This is a genomic window from Rufibacter glacialis (assembly GCF_008271745.1).
In the GTDB taxonomy this organism is placed as follows: Bacteria; Bacteroidota; Bacteroidia; order Cytophagales; family Hymenobacteraceae; genus Nibribacter; species Nibribacter glacialis.
This window is the reverse complement of record NZ_VKKZ01000021.1, coordinates 236384-251791: the sequence shown is the minus strand read 5'-3', so window position 1 is coordinate 251791 and position 15408 is coordinate 236384. Positions and strand designations below refer to the sequence as shown.

Genomic DNA, 15408 nt, shown 5'->3' with positions numbered 1-15408 from the left:
TTCAAAAAAGCCAGAAAACGCAGACCAGGCGCTCAGCCCTCCGGGGAAATTCAAGGTGACGGAGTAGGGCTTGTGTTGTATATTTGACTAACAGACGTCCCTACCATGTTTAGTTTCAAAGAAATTGCCCAGGTAATGGGCGGCATGTTGGTGCAGTGCAACGGAGAATACCCGGTGCAGCACCTGCTCACCGACAGCCGTAAAATCGCCAATGCCGTTTCCTCGGTGTTTTTCGCCATTCGGGGCGAATTCCATGACGGGCACCAGTACCTGCCTGAACTTTATGCCGCGGGGGTGCGGCAGTTTGTGGTGGAAGACGCCGCGGGAATTTTGGATCTGTCTGCCTACCCGGCTGCCAACGTGCTGCTGGTGCCTGACAGCATTCAGGCCCTACAGCGGCTGGCGGCCTATCACCGGCGGCAGTTTACCATTCCGGTAGTGGGCATCACGGGCAGCAACGCCAAAACTATTGTCAAAGAGTGGCTGTCCCAGCTGTTGAGTGCTTCTGAACGGGTGGTCAAGAGTCCCCGTAGCTATAATTCTCAGATCGGGGTGCCGCTCTCGGTGTGGCAGATCAATGAGAGCCATACCATTGGCGTGTTTGAGGCCGGTATCTCCAAACCAGCCGAGATGGAGCACCTAGCCAGCGTGCTGCAGCCTACCATTGGCGTGTTCACCAACCTGGGCTCCGCGCATGACGAAGGGTTTTCCTCTTCTTCCCAGAAAATGCAGGAGAAACTGAAACTGTTTGAGCATGCAGACCAACTCATCTACTGCGCCGACCAACCCGCCGTGCAGGCCGCCATCCAGGCCGCCGGATTCCCCGGCTTCGCGTGGAGCGCGCACGAGCACCCCGCGGCCCAGGTGCAGATCAAGGTGCTGGAGATGCACCACGGCAAAACCAAAATCAGGTTCCGGTACGCGGGCCAGGGCCAGGATTTTAACCTTCCCTTCGCCGATGACGCCTCGCTGGAAAACGCGCTGCATTGCCTGGCGGTGCTGCTCTACCTGGGCCTGAAACCCCAGGAACTGACCCATCGGTTTGAGCGCCTGCACCCGGTGGCCATGCGCCTGGAACGCAAAGAAGCAATCAACGGCTGTTACGTCATTGACGACACCTATAATAATGACCTGGCCGGCCTTCGCATTGCCCTGGACGTGTTGGGCCAGCAGGCCCGGCGGGGCCGGAAAACCCTCATTGTCTCAGATTTGCTGGAGGCGGGGGTAGAGGAACTGGCACTTTACCGGCAGGTGGCGCAGGAAATCACCGCCCGCGGCGTAGACCGCGTCATTGGCATAGGCGATATCATCACCCGTCACCAAGACCTTTTCCCCGCGGGCAGCGAGTTCTACCTGGGCACAGATTCCTTTCTGGGGCAGCTTCGCCCGGAGACTTTCCGGCAGGAAACCATTCTGGTGAAGGGCGCACGCGTGTTCCAGTTTGAGAAGATTGTGGCGGCGCTGCAGCAACAGGTGCACGGTACCCTGCTGGAAGTGAACCTGGATGCCCTGGTCCACAACCTCAACTACTACCGCACCAAAATACCCGCCCAAACCAAGATCATGGTCATGGTGAAAGCCTTCGCCTACGGGGCCGGGGCCTATGAGATCGCCAACCTGCTCCAATTCCACCGCGTGGATTACCTGGCCGTGGCGTACGCCGATGAAGGCATTGCCCTGCGCGAGCATGGCATCACGCTGCCCATCATGGTCATGAACCCCAGCCCAGACTCGTTCCTGAAAATGCAACAGTACAGCCTGGAGCCGGAGATCTATTCCGCTGACCTGTTGCACCAGTTTCTGGACTATTTTCCCAAAAAGAGCCGCAAAACGCCCAAGATCCACTTGAAGCTGGACACCGGCATGCACCGCCTGGGGTTTGACGCCGCTGAGCTGGAAGAAGCCCTCACCGTGCTGGACCAGATGCCACACGTGCGCGTGCAGAGCGTGTTCAGCCACCTGGCCGGCGCCGATGAAGCCCTCTTCAATGACTTCACTCAGGAGCAGATCACCCTTTTCAGGCAGATGGCTGCCCAGGTAGAGAAGGAATTAGGCTACCCCGTGACCAAGCACATCCTCAACTCGGCGGGCATTGTGCGGTTTGGCCAGGAGGCTGCCTTTGACATGGTACGATTGGGCATTGGCCTGTACGGCGTAGAATCGGCTGGCCAGGAGCAAAGCAGCCTGCAGACCGTGGGCCAATTGAAGACCACCGTATCACAGGTGAAATCTATAAAAGCGGGTGAAACCGTGGGCTACAGCCGCCGGGGAGTAGCCTCCTCTGACAAACAGACCGCCACCATTGCTATCGGCTACGCCGATGGCTATGACCGCCGCTTCGGGAACGGGGTGGGCGAGGTGCTCATCAACGGACAACGGGCGCCCCTCATCGGGAGTGTGTGCATGGACATGTGCATGGTAGACGTAACCGGCCTGGACGTACGCGCTGGAGATGAGGTGCTGGTGTTCGGGGAAGGGCTGCCGCTCACTGAACTGGCCGCGCGCATTGGCACCATTCCGTATGAGCTGCTCACCAACGTAGGCACGCGGGTAAAGCGGGTGTTTTTCAACGCGTAGCCGTTTCAGCGGTTTTTTTGCGGAAACAGGTGAGAAACGCAGAAATCTGTGAGGTCTTGGAGACCTCACAGATGAAGAATCTACTGGCGCGATACTATTGTCTCGGGCTCTACTGGCGCGAGTTTATAACTCGTGCCCAGGGATGAAGCGAGTCTCCGGACTCGCCGGGAGCCACAAGCAAGATGACATTCTATCAGGTATAAAACAGAACAGCCACCGGAGGTCGTCCAGTGGCTGTTCTGTTTATAGAAGGCTTTTTAAAAAAGAGCCCGTTTTCAGTGGCCTAGTTGCGGCTGTTGAGCTTAGAGAGCAACCGCAGGATTTCAATGTATAACCAGATCAAGGTGACGGTGAGGCCGAAGGCAGCATACCACTCCATGTTCTTGGGGGCGCTGTGAGCCACGCCCTGCTCAATGGTGTCAAAGTCCAGGATCAGGTTCATGGCCGCAATGATGACCACAAACAAGCTGAAAATAATGCCTGCCATGCCGCTGCTGTGAATCAAGGCCATCTCTACGCCAAAGAACTGCAACACAAACGAGATCATGTAATAACAGAAAATCCCGAAGGTGGCGGTTATGATAATAGACTTGAACCGTTCAGTGGCTCTGATGACACGGGTGCTGTACAAAAGCAGCATGGCACCGAACACGGTAAAGGTCAATAGCATGGCCTGGTTCGCGATACCCGGGAACTTCAGTTCCAGCATGCCGGAAACGCCGCCCAGGAAAAGTCCTTGCAAGGCACAGTACACCGGGGCTATGTACGCCGCCCAATGTTTCTTGAAAGTAATCAGGAATGCCAGGCCCACACCCACCAACGGAATGGCGATCAAAAAGGGCAGGGGCACGCCCATCATGCTAAACAGATCCCAGGCAAAAACCGCGAAGACCAGTACGATGCCCACCAGCAAGGCAGATTTGCCAATGGTGCCGTTCAGGGTCATGGCGGGTCCGTCTACCAGCTGCGTTTCAGCCGATTGGGTAAACGCTTCTTCTTTAAGAGCGGGGTTGTTGGATGTGAAAAGGGACATGGTTTTTTGTTGGTTTTACGAAATTTACGATAAATCCGGCAGGCGCGCAAGTAGGCTTAAGGGAACCGGGATATTTATCCTTTGGGAAAAGGGCTTAATCTACAGAGGACCGGAATAGGATCTTCAGGAAACTGAAGCTTTCCTGAAAAAGGATTTTCGCATCCATCCTGGAGAAGGTAACCTCCGGTTTCAGCTCCACGGTCACCGGCTGAATAGATGGGCGGGAAGGCGCTTTGGATAGAAGATAAATAAACTCCAGGTCAAACAGGTAGCGGTTGGTTTTGGTTTTCAGAAACACCTGCTTTCCTTTCTGGTTAAACCCTTTCAGACCGCATTGGGTGTCATTGATGGGCAGGTGCAGCAGGTGCTTGGTGAGGAGCTGGAGGGCCTGCGAGATTTTAATTCTGATAGGCGGCACCTGCGCATAATATTCGGTTTCCCTAACCCCCGCCAGGATATCTGCCTCGGCTTGCATCAACCCATTGATGATCTTGGCCATACTCTCCAGAGTGTAGGGAAAGTCAATATCAGTGTACAGGCACAACGGGTTCTCGCTTGCCTGCACGCCTCTGCGCACGGCAAAGCCTTTCCCTTGGTTGGCCTCATGGTGGAGATACGTAAAATGCCGCAGGTGGTCCTGCAGGAACGCGACGTCAGTGGGCAGAATGCCCCGGGTAGAGCCGTCGTTCACCAAAATCAGGTGAAGGGCTAGGTCAGGGTAGCACGCCTGCAAGTTCTGGAAGTTGCTCAACAGGTGATAAGCCCAGCCTGGAGCAGGGTTATAACAGGGCACTACCAGGTCAAATACAGGGGCTATGGGCGTGGGCGGTTAATTCACTGCAAATTAAAGATATTTAGAGAGTAGCTTGCAACCAAATAAGCTAGGGTAGTACATGAAGGCGGTTATGGGCCTTGTTAGCAACAACCCCTTTACCTTTGCCAGATAGAATAAGAAAAGCATGGATAATAAGTACGGTGCCAGAAGATATGCCTTGATCAGTGCGGGAGCTATGCTGCTTCTCTTTATAGCGGTGGTGGGCATAGAGGTAATTCTGCATCCGGGTCGGTATCTGTTTGAGATGCACGGGGACCATATCAAGAATTACTACGTGGTGGCGTACTACGTGAAATATAATGTGGGGCTTTGGTTCACGGGCATGAACTACCCCTTTGGGGAGCTTGCGCTTTTCTCAGATAACCAGCCGCTGCTCTCCTTCCCGCTGGCCCTCATTCACCACTATGTCTGGCCAATAGCGCAGTACGCAACGGCCGGCCAGAACCTGTTTTCCATCTTCTCGCTCGCCATTGGGGCCTGGATTATGCAACGGATATTGCTTAGGTTCCATTTGCCGGGTTGGTACACGGTGCCCACGGCGCTATTGGTGGTGGCTATGAGCCCGCAGAGCACACAGTTTGACTTCCAGTATGCGCTCAGTTATACCTTCGCGATGCTGCTGCCCTGGCTTTTGCTGATGAAATACTTTGAAAACCAAGGGGAGTGGAAGTGGTGGGGAGCGTATGTGGCAGTTTCTTTGGCGATCGGGTTCATCCATGTGTATTTTCTGGCCATGAATGGGCTCTTTGGGGTGGGGGTGGCGCTGGTCTATGCCCTGCAAGAGAAGCAATTCAAGGTATCCGCAAAGCTGCTGGTGGGGGTATTGCTGCCCAGCGCGTTGTTCCTGCTGTTTATGGCTGCCGTAGACCAGGTGCCTGACCGGCCCCAGCACCCGGAAGGCTTCTTTGTGCACCGGGCGAACCTGGAAGGTATTTTCTTTCCCTATGATCTTTTTTACCTGCCTCTCCTGCAGAAGGTGTTCCCCACCTTGCAGGATTCCCGCCAGGTGAGTTATGCCTACGCGGGAATAATTGGTACTTTCTGCGTGCTGGTCTTTGTGGGGAAAGGGCTGCGGTATGTGTTCAGGAAAAAATACCAGCTTATGTTGAAACCGGTATTTCCCCGTGCCTTGCGATGGAGCGTGTGGCCGGCAGTAGGAGTGCTTTTGTTTTCCATGGCCATCCCCCTTAAGTATGGTCTGGAGGAAATAGTGGAAGGGTCTCCTTTTCTGGAGCAGTTCCGGGTGCTGTACCGCTTTGCCTGGACTTTCTATTATGTGTACGCCTCCGTGGTGGCTTATTTGTTGTATGCTTTGTACCGACGGTTGCGGCGAGTAAACAAGACGGTAGCCGTTACGGTGCTGGCTGCCGCTTTGTTTGTATGGGCTCTTGATGCGGTCTTTTTCCTCAAAAAAGAATTCCAGACACTGCGGGCTTTCCCGGTGGGGTATTCCTTCAATGGGCAAGAAGACAATCTGGTGGAGGCGCTGGAAGCCCATGGGCAGGCAGTCCAGGAGTTTCAGGCCATCGTGCCTTTGCCCTACTTTTGCATTGGGTCAGAGAAGATAGACGTAGGCTATCCCTACAAATCAGTTTACGAAGGCATGCGGGTGTCTCTGCAGACGGGGCTTCCTTTGGCTACCATGATGATGGCCCGCACCTCGCAAGCTCAGGCGCTGGCCCAGGCCCAGTTGCTGAGCAGTGCCTTCATTGAGAAATCACTCTTAGGGAAGTTGCCTAACCAAAAGCCTTTCCTGCTCATTGTCACCCCAGAAAAGAGAACTTCCGCAGAGGAGCAACTCCGGCAGAAAGCCTCCTTCCTTTTCAGGAAGGGTAACTTAGACTTCTATACGTTGCCGCTAGAGGCGCTGCGCAAAAATGAAAAGGCGCGTATAGCACAGGAATTTGCTCAAGATTCAGCAGCCTTGCCTAAAAAAGGGAGTTGGTGCCTAAGCCAGGACAAGCCTTTTGTTTGGACCGTATTGGGAGCCGAATCTACGGCCGGCGTTTTCGGGAAAGGTGCCCTGCGGGTGGGAAAAGGCCCTCTAGTGCTTTTTAACGGGGCTTTGCCGGCCGGAAAAGACACCCTGTGGGAAGCCTCTGTCTGGAGCAATGCCGCTGCTGACCGGCAATTGCCAGTGCTCCACTATGAGCAAGTAGATGACCAGGGCAACGTGCTGGCTCAGGAAAGGGTGCTTGGGGCTGCCTCCTTTGAAGTGTATGGAAGCTGGGTGAAGCTTGACCTTGCCCTTTCCAAACTGCCTGCCGCAAAATCTGTCAAGATCTGGTTAGAGGGCAGTGATATATGGGCAAGCTCCTTCCTGCTGAAACCAGTAGGCACTGGAGTGTACTGGCCATTGCCCAACCAAAAATTGCTGTATAATAATTATATTATTCAAAAATAGGAGCTGGCAAGCCGCAGGATTCTGCTCCTGAAGGTTTCTGAATAAATACTGGTTTGGGCCTGAAAACGAAACTATTATAGACGAGGGCGAGGGAAAGGCGCGTATCTTTTTGGATTCAAATGGAACACCTTGTACCTTGCAACAGTTTATAAAGAGTCTAAATAAAGCGAAGAAGGTGCAGGAACAGCAGAAAAGTGTGCGGGATATGAAAATAGGGGAGAAAGGCATTATCTGTTGCCTCACCGACCCTGAGATGTCTTTGAAACTGCTGGAGATGGGCTGTATTCCCGGCGAAGAGGTGAAACTCAACAGCCGCGCCCCCCTGGGCGATCCCATTACCATCATTGTGAACGATTACACCCTTTCCCTGCGTTTAGACGAAGCTGCTACCATCAAGTTAAAGTAAAGGCTTAGTCTATGTCACAAGTTCTTGCGCCGCCTCCCGCCTCTGTGCCCCATACCACCACTGCTTCTTCCCGCAAGGTTGCCAAGATCGCTTTGATCGGCAATCCCAATTCCGGGAAGTCCTCGCTGTTCAACCACCTGACCGGGCTGAACCAAAAGGTGGGGAACTTCCCTGGGGTGACCGTGGACAAGAAAACCGGCATCAGTCAGCTGACCCCCAGCCTCAAGGCCCAGGTCATTGATCTGCCCGGCACCTACAGCCTCTATCCCAAATCATTAGATGAGAAGGTCATCATTGACCTTTTACACGATAAAAAAGCCGACTCTTACCCAGACGCGCTTATCATCACCGCAGATGCCGCTAACCTGAAACGCAACCTGCTGCTGTTTACCCAGCTCGCGGATCTCCAGATTCCGGCGGTGCTGGCCCTGAACATGATGGACGTGGCGGAGAAGCATGGCGTCAAGATTGACCTGGCGGAGTTGCAGCAGGAACTGGGTGTGCCCGTGATTCCGGTCAACGGCCGTACCGGGAGCGGCCTGGCGGCGCTGAAGATCCTCCTCTCCCAGGAACTGGAGGCCCCTAAGTCTACCTTTTTCCAGATCCCGGAGCACCTGCTGGTCATGGTGCGCCAGATCCGCTACTACTTTGAGCTCAGCAATGATTACCTGGCCTGGCACTACGCCCACCAATACCACAAACTTTCCTTCCTGTCAGAAGACGACAAGCAGTATATTGGGGAGTTGGTGAAACAGTACGGCTTTCAGTCCCAGGCTTTGCAGGCCTCTGAGACCATTGACCGGTATACCCGCATCAATGGCCTGCTGCTGGACGCCATGCGCGTGACCAAAGCGGAGAACAACGAGCAGTTCAGCAACAAGCTAGACCAGGTGCTCACGCATAAAGTGTTTGGCTACCTTATTTTCTTCGGGGTACTGTTCATGATCTTCCAGGCTATTTTCGCCTGGGCAGCCTACCCCATGGATCTGATAGACACGGGCGTAGCCACCCTGAACGCCTGGATCCATACCCAGGCAGATGGGCCGCTGGTAGACTTGCTCACCGATGGGGTGTTGGCCGGTTTGGGCGGCGTTTTGATCTTTATTCCGCAGATTGCCCTGCTGTTCGCTTTTATCGCTATTCTGGAAGAGACCGGTTACATGGCCCGCGTTACCTTCCTTATGGACAAGATCATGCGCAAGTTCGGGCTGAACGGCAAGAGCGTGGTGCCCCTTATCTCAGGCGTGGCCTGCGCGGTGCCGGCCATCATGGCCACCCGTACTATTGACTCCTGGAAAGACCGCATGATCACCATCTTCGTGACGCCGCTCATGAGCTGCTCGGCGCGTCTGCCCATCTACACCATCATGATTGCGCTGGTGGTGCCAGAAACCTATTACCTAGGCTTTTTGAGCTTGCAGGGACTGGTGCTGATGAGTTTATATCTCATCGGTTTTCTAGCGGCTATCTTTTCGGCGGCTTTGCTCAAATGGGTGCTGAAAACGAAAGAGCGCAGTTACTTCATCATGGAGTTCCCTACCTACAAGATGCCGCGCTGGAAAAACGTGGGCCTCACCATTGTAGAGAAAGTGAAGGCGTTCGTGTTCCAGGCCGGTAAAGTCATTCTGGCCATCTCCGTGATCTTGTGGGTGTTGTCTTCCTATGGTCCCGGCAACGCCATGCAGCAAGCAGAGGAACGGGCTACTGCTGAACTCACCACCTTGGACCTGAACGAGGCCGACGCGGAGGCGCACATTGGTGGGCAGAAGTTAGAGGCTTCCTACGCCGGGCAGTTTGGGAAATTCATAGAGCCGGCCATCCGTCCGTTGGGCTATGACTGGAAAATCGGGATTGCGCTGCTGACTTCTTTTGCCGCCCGCGAGGTGTTTGTAGGCACTATCTCCACCATTTACAGCGTGGGTGATTCTGAGAACATCTCTACCGTGAAAGAAAAACTGATGGCCGAGAAAGATGCCAACGGACAGCCGTTCTTCACCCCGGCCCGGGCTTTCTCGCTGCTCATCTTCTACGTTTTTGCCATGCAATGCATGAGCACCCTGGCCGTGGTGTACCGCGAAACCAAAGGCTGGAAATGGCCTATCCTGCAGTTGTTGTATATGACAGGCCTGGCGTATGGCTCTGCGTTCCTGGTGTTCCGGTTGTTCTCTTAGAAAGCGTTTTTAGCCAAATTTTGGGGAAATAGGTTCAAAAATGGTAGAGACAAGGCACTGCCTTGTCTCAGCGTTAGCCTTCGGTCTCGGTCATTGCATTTCGTGAAGCAAAAGCAACCGTTGCTGAAAACTGTAGTTCGTGGAGTAAAACTGTGCCTGGTCTCTACGGGGTTCACTATTCAGAAGCTGCTTTTTGCCTTTTTTCCTAAAAAAGAGGCTCAATCTAGCATAAGCCCGTTGAACTATTCACCCAGCCAATAGGTTAATTCCTATATAGAAAGCCCTGCGTCCTTGGGTTCTATGGCTATGGGTTTTGGGTATTTTCTTCTCTCAGTTCTCACCAGATAATATCTTAACGCGTACATAATGCGCTGTTGCTTGTGTTTCAGTGGATTTGTTTGTACATTTGTGCGATTAAAGTGAAATGGAGGGGACGAGAGAGTCCCCCTTTTTATTTGTTATCCAGAGCACGAATGGCCTTAGATCAGAAAACAATAACAGATTTTGCGCAGGAAGCGTTGCCGGAGCCAGACTTGTTCCTGGTGTCAGTACAGGTGTCAGATACACCGGTGCGGCCCAAGGTGACCATTCTAGCCGATGGCGACCAGGGGATCACCATCCAGCAGTGCGCCAAGATCAGCCGTCGGGTGTCCAAGAAGATTGAGGAGGTGTACGGCGAAGAGATGGAGTATTCCATTGAGGTTTCCTCACCAGGCGTAGACTATCCCCTTACGGAGGCCCGCCAGTACGCCAAGAACGTGGGCCGCAACATCAAGATCACCTTGGCGGCAGGCGGAGAGAAAGTGGGGGTGCTGCAGGAAGTAGTGGAAGACGGAATTTTATTTGCCGAAGAGGTAAAACAGAAACATAAGGTGTCTTTGCAGGAGCCCGTGAAAGTGCCCTACGTAGACATTGTGAAAGCGCAGATTGTAATCTCTTTTAAATAAGAAAGACATGGATAGTTCAATATTAATCGAGTCGTTTGCGGAGTTCGCTAAATTCAAGAACATTGACCGCCCTACCATGATGCGGATCTTGGAGGACGTGTTCCGCACTATGATCCGGAAGAAGTGGACGACAGATGAGAATTTTGACATCATCCTGAACGTAGAGAAAGGCGACTTGGAGATTTGGCGTAACCGCGAGATCGTAGACGATAACTCAGAGGATATCTGGGACGATGACAAGATCAGCCTTTCTGAGGCCCGCAAGATTGAGCCCGACTTTGAAGTAGGGGAAGAGGTTTCTGAGCTGATCAAGCTGGAAGACTTCGGCCGTAGAGCCGTGCTGACAGCGCGCCAGACCCTTATTCAGCGCGTGAAAGACCTGGAGAAAGACTTGCTGTACCAGAAATACAAAGACCAGGTAGGGGAGATCATCTCCGGCGAGGTCTATCAGGTATGGAACCGCGAGGTGTTGATCCTGGACTCAGAAGACAACGAGTTGCTGATCCCTAAATCTGAGCAGATCCCCAAAGACCGTTACCGCAAAGGTGACGTGGTGCGGGCGGTGGTGCAGCGCGTGGAGATCATCAACGGTAACCCAAAGATCATTCTTTCCCGTACCTCTCCACAATTCCTGGAGCGTCTGTTTGAAGGCGAAGTGCCCGAGATCTTTGACGGCCTCATCACCATCAAGAAGATCGTGCGCGAGCCAGGTGAGCGCGCCAAGGTGGCCGTGGAGTCGTATGATGACCGTATTGACCCGGTAGGAGCTTGCGTGGGCATGAAAGGTTCGCGTATCCACACCATTGTGCGGGAGTTGGAGAACGAGAACATTGACGTGATCAACTACACAGACAACATGGAGCTGTACATCCAGCGGGCGCTGAGCCCTGCCAAGATCAGCAGCATCAAGATAAACGAAGAAACCGGACGCGCCTCTGTGTTCCTGAAACCAGACCAGGTTTCCCTGGCCATTGGTAAAGGCGGGCAGAACATCAAGCTGGCCAGTAAACTGGTAGGCCTGGAGATTGACGTGTTCCGCGAAGCCGAGGAGTTTGACGAGGATATTGACCTGACTGAATTCTCTGACGAGATTGAAAGCTGGGTGATTGACGAACTGAAGCGCATTGGTCTGGATACAGCCCGCAGCGTGATGGCCGTCAGCAAGGAAGATTTGGTGCGCCGTACGGAGCTTGAAGAAGAGACCGTAGAGGATTTGCTCCAGATCATCCGCCAAGAGTTTGATTCAGAAGAAAACAACTAGTGGTGCGCTTTATGTGCCGGGTTATTTGACCTTACTGGAGGGTGGGTGCCATTTTTGGCCTATTTTCCGGGGAAGAGGACAAAAACGCGAAGTCGTCAAGGCCACCCATCCTTTTTAATGAGTAAGAAACAAGTAACTACTAAAAGTAAATTATAACAGCATATTTGAACATGTCAGAAGAAAGAACGATGAGGCTTAAACAGGTAGCAACCACTTTGAACATCAGCCTTTCCACGGTAGTGGAATTCCTGGGGAAAAAAGGGGTTGAGATCGAGAATAAACCTACTTCAAAAATTACCCCGGAGCAGTTCAATATGCTGTCGAAAGAGTTTGCTTCCTCTATGCAGGCCAAGGCCGAGGCGGCAGATCTGAACCTTCCTGGGAAGAAGCCGCAACCAGAGGAGCGCCCAGAGCCTAAGAAGCAGCAACCGGAGCCTGAGCCGGAAATGTTTATCAAATCCAACCAGGTGAGAACGCAGCCGGCAGAGCAGCCCAAGCCCGCCGCACCAGCGGTGCAGGCGCCTGCTCCAGAACCAGCCGCGGCGGCTACGCCTGCGTCTTCTTTGCCCGGTATCAAAATCCTGGGTAAGATTGAGTTGGATGCCAAAGGCAGACCAGTTCCCAAGCAGGCTCCAGCCCCTGCGGCTCCGGCAGCCCAGGCGCCTGTGGCCCAACCGGCCAAGCCGGCAGAGGCACCGGTAGAAGCAAAAGCGCCTGAAGCCCCGGCAGCAGAGAAACCTGTTGCGCCCGCGCAACCCGTGGCAGCAGCCCCGGCAGCGGCTCCCGCTCCCGCTCCGGTAGAAGCAAAGGCTCCTGAGGCCCCCGTTGCGGTAGAGAAACCCGCTGCGCCAGCGCCAGTGGAACCAACCCCTGCGCCTGCTGCACCAGTGGCAGCACCTGCGCCAGCCCCAGTGGCGGAAGCGCCTAAAGCGCCGGCTCCAGAGGCCCAGCAACCAGCGGCTCCAGCCCCGGTGGCTTCGGCACCAGCCGCAGCCGCTAGCCCAGCTCCGGCCCCTGCTGCTGCTCATTCAAAACCCGATGAACCAGCTGAGGCAAGTACACCAGAGGCTCCAAAAGAAACCATCAAAGCCCAGGCAGACCAGCTGAAAGGCTTGACCGTACTTGGTAAGATTGAATTACCGGTAAGCGGTGGTCGTGGCAAGGGCGGCAAACCGGTGGCATCTTCAGATGAGCGCCGGCGGGGCAACCAGCCAGGCACGCCCGGCCAGCCAGGCCAAGGCGGCGGAGACAAGAAGAAACGCAAACGCATTGAAGTACCTAAAACCGGTGCCCAAGGCGGTACTAACCCGGCTGCTCCGCAAGGACACCGCGCCGGTGATAGAGCCACCAGTAACCGTCCGTTAGGAACAGGCCAAGCCGCTAACCGCCAAGGCGGAGCCGGTGGAGCCCAGCAAGGCAACCGTCCTGCTGGCGGTGGCTACCAAGGCAACCGTCCAGGCGGCGGAGGCCCAGGCCAGCGCCCCGGCGGACCAGGACAGCGGACGGGTGCACCCAATGCGCCACGTGCTGAATTAACGGACAAGGAAATCCAGGATCAGATCAAGGCCACTCTGGCCCGCTTGAGCGGAGGCAAAGGCGGAAACCAAGGAAACCGCGCCAAATACCGGAGAGAAAAACGCTCTGCCGTGGCAGATGCCGCAGATGAGCGCAGATTACAGGAACAGCTGGAGTCTAAGATCCTTCGCGTAACGGAGTTCGTGTCAGCCAATGACTTGGCCGCCCTGATGGACGTGAGCGTGAACGACGTGATCAAGACCTGTATGAACCTGGGTATGTTCGTGTCTATCAACCAGCGCCTTGACGCTGAAGCCATCACCATCATTGCCGATGAATTCGGTTATGACGTGCAGTTCGCTTCTGCGGAGGAAGAGGAGAACATTGGAATTGAAGAGGACGATGCCGAAGAGGATCTGCGGCCGCGGGCTCCAATTGTGACCATCATGGGTCACGTTGACCACGGTAAAACCTCTTTGCTTGACTACATAAGAAGAACCAAGGTAACCGCCGGTGAGGCGGGGGGAATCACGCAGCACATTGGCGCCTACCAGGTGACCACTGAGGCCGGAAAAGACATCACGTTCCTGGATACTCCGGGTCACGAGGCCTTTACCGCCATGCGTGCCCGTGGTGCCAAGGTGACAGACGTGGTAATCATTGTGGTAGCTGCTGACGACAGCGTGATGCCACAGACGAAGGAAGCCCTGAACCACGCGCAAGCGGCCGGGTCGCCTATCGTGATTGCCATCAACAAAGTTGATAAACCAACCGCCAACCCAGACAAAATCCGTGAGGAACTTGCCCAGTTGAACGTATTGGTGGAAGAGTGGGGTGGTAAGTACCAGTCCCAGGAGATCTCAGCTAAGACCGGACAAGGAATTGACGAGCTGTTGGAGAAAGTGTTGCTGGAAGCCGAATTACTGGATCTGAAAGCCAACCCAGAACGCCGTGCGGTGGGTACCGTGATTGAAGCCGCCCTGGATAAAGGCCGTGGCTACGTGGCTACCGTGCTGGTACAAACCGGAACCCTGCAAATAGGGGATATTCTGGTAGCTGGTTCGCATTACGGAAGGGTGAAAGCCATGACCGACGTGTTGGGCCGCCGCCATAAGAAAGCCGGTCCTTCCATGCCTATCCAGGTGTTGGGGATTGACGGGGCGCCGCAAGCCGGTGACAAGTTCGTGGTGATGGAGACGGAGCGTGAAGCCCGTGAGATTGCCGTGAGCCGCCAGCAGTTGCAGCGTGAGCAGAGCATGCGTACCAAGAAACACATCACCCTTGATGAGATCGGTCGTCGTTTGGCCATTGGTACCTTCAAGGAACTGAATGTGATTGTACGCGGTGACGTGGATGGTTCTGTGGAGGCACTTTCTGACTCCTTACTGAAACTGTCTACCGAAGAGGTGCAGGTGAACATCCTGAGCAAAGGCGTAGGCCAGATCTCAGAGTCAGACGTACTGTTGGCTTCGGCCTCAGATGCCATCATCATTGGTTTCCAGGTACGTCCATCCGTGAATGCCCGCAAACTGGCAGAGAACGAGCAAATCGATATCCGCCTGTACTCTATCATCTACAATGCCATCAATGAGTTGAAAGACGCCATGGAAGGTATGTTGGCACCAACCGTTCAAGAGGTGGTGATGGCCAACGTAGAGGTACGCGAGGTGTTCAAGATCACCAAGGTGGGCACCATTGCCGGCTGTATGGTCACAGATGGTACCATCACCCGGAACTCGAAAATCCGATTGGTGCGTGATGGGATCGTGGTACACTCCGGTGAGATCCTGGCTCTGAAACGCTTCAAAGACGATGCCTCTGAGGTACGCCAAGGCTACGAGTGCGGTATCAGTATCAAGAACTTCAATGATCTTCAGCAAGGAGATATCATTGAGGCCTACGAAGAGCGTGAAATCAAACGGACACTTTAACCTGCCCCGTTTCACATAAAAAGAGAGCCCCGCCTACCCAGGTGGGGCTTTTTGTTTGGGGGCTTTAGGCTCGTTTTTCAGAATAAAGTCGGGAAAGGGGTGCCGTTGTTGGTGTTCTCACCACCAACTCCTATCCATTTCAGTCTGATGGTGGTTTTTGGAAAGTGCCTGATAAAAGTGCCTGATAAAGGATTGTTGGTGATACCACCAACAATGGCACGTAAGAGACTATGGATTCTTGGGAATGGCCAGGAGAGAGAGTTGTACAGGCAAGGCTATGGGCGGAGACACTCGTAGGACCTGCGGACACTACGAGGTCTTTTGAGTT

Annotated in this window: 9 protein-coding genes; 7 read left to right on the top strand and 2 right to left on the bottom strand. The window is 54.2% G+C overall.

Going from position 1 to position 15408, the window contains the following annotated elements; genetic code table 11:
* Positions 1-105: 105 nt before the first annotated feature.
* Entirely contained in the window at positions 106-2577 is a 2472-nt protein-coding gene (locus FOE74_RS12745) for a bifunctional UDP-N-acetylmuramoyl-tripeptide:D-alanyl-D-alanine ligase/alanine racemase (RefSeq protein WP_149099007.1), read from the top strand.
* Between the two features lie 283 nt (positions 2578-2860).
* On the opposite strand, the gene FOE74_RS12740 is transcribed toward FOE74_RS12745, so the two are convergent.
* Together FOE74_RS12740 and FOE74_RS12735 are read right to left on the bottom strand one after the other, a co-directional pair.
* Positions 2861-3610 (bottom strand): Bax inhibitor-1/YccA family protein, encoded by a 750-nt coding sequence (locus tag FOE74_RS12740; RefSeq protein WP_149099006.1) that lies wholly within the window; start codon positions 3608-3610, stop codon positions 2861-2863.
* A 94-nt stretch (positions 3611-3704) separates the two neighbouring features.
* A complete protein-coding gene (locus tag FOE74_RS12735) occupies positions 3705-4403 on the bottom strand; it encodes a glycosyltransferase (RefSeq protein WP_188686732.1) in 699 nt (232 codons plus the stop codon).
* Between the two features lie 166 nt (positions 4404-4569).
* Here FOE74_RS12735 and FOE74_RS12730 point away from each other — a divergent pair, with 166 nt between their 5' ends.
* The 6 genes from FOE74_RS12730 (at position 4570) to infB (ending at position 15080) form a co-directional block, all read left to right on the top strand.
* Positions 4570-6849, top strand: a complete 2280-nt coding sequence (locus tag FOE74_RS12730) for a hypothetical protein (RefSeq protein ID WP_149099004.1) — start codon at positions 4570-4572, stop codon at positions 6847-6849.
* A gap of 205 nt (positions 6850-7054) precedes the next feature.
* On the top strand, positions 7055-7255 hold the full coding sequence (locus FOE74_RS12725) for a FeoA family protein (protein WP_149099003.1): 201 nt from the start codon (positions 7055-7057) through the stop codon (positions 7253-7255).
* A gap of 11 nt (positions 7256-7266) precedes the next feature.
* Positions 7267-9426, top strand: a complete 2160-nt coding sequence (gene feoB / locus FOE74_RS12720; protein WP_149099002.1) for a ferrous iron transport protein B — start codon at positions 7267-7269, stop codon at positions 9424-9426.
* Between the two features lie 473 nt (positions 9427-9899).
* A complete protein-coding gene (locus tag FOE74_RS12715; RefSeq protein WP_149099001.1) occupies positions 9900-10373 on the top strand; it encodes a ribosome maturation factor RimP in 474 nt (157 codons plus the stop codon).
* Between the two features lie 7 nt (positions 10374-10380).
* Positions 10381-11634, top strand: a complete 1254-nt coding sequence (gene nusA, locus FOE74_RS12710; protein WP_149099000.1) for a transcription termination factor NusA — start codon at positions 10381-10383, stop codon at positions 11632-11634.
* A gap of 188 nt (positions 11635-11822) precedes the next feature.
* Positions 11823-15080, top strand: a complete 3258-nt coding sequence (infB, locus tag FOE74_RS12705; protein ID WP_408014893.1) for a translation initiation factor IF-2 — start codon at positions 11823-11825, stop codon at positions 15078-15080.
* The last annotated feature ends 328 nt before the right edge of the window (positions 15081-15408 follow it).

Bases quoted from the DNA above. Each gene is read 5' to 3' on its own strand.
- infB (WP_408014893.1), top strand. From the start codon at position 11,823: ATGAGGCTTAAACAGGTAGCAACCACTTTGAACATCAGCCTTTCCACG.
- FOE74_RS12725 (WP_149099003.1), top strand. From the start codon at position 7,055: ATGAAAATAGGGGAGAAAGGCATTATCTGTTGCCTCACCGACCCTGAG.
- FOE74_RS12730 (WP_149099004.1), top strand. From the start codon at position 4,570: ATGGATAATAAGTACGGTGCCAGAAGATATGCCTTGATCAGTGCGGGA.
- nusA (WP_149099000.1), top strand. From the start codon at position 10,381: ATGGATAGTTCAATATTAATCGAGTCGTTTGCGGAGTTCGCTAAATTC.
- FOE74_RS12740 (WP_149099006.1), bottom strand. From the start codon at position 3,610: ATGTCCCTTTTCACATCCAACAACCCCGCTCTTAAAGAAGAAGCGTTT.
- feoB (WP_149099002.1), top strand. From the start codon at position 7,267: ATGTCACAAGTTCTTGCGCCGCCTCCCGCCTCTGTGCCCCATACCACC.
- FOE74_RS12745 (WP_149099007.1), top strand. From the start codon at position 106: ATGTTTAGTTTCAAAGAAATTGCCCAGGTAATGGGCGGCATGTTGGTG.
- FOE74_RS12715 (WP_149099001.1), top strand. From the start codon at position 9,900: ATGGCCTTAGATCAGAAAACAATAACAGATTTTGCGCAGGAAGCGTTG.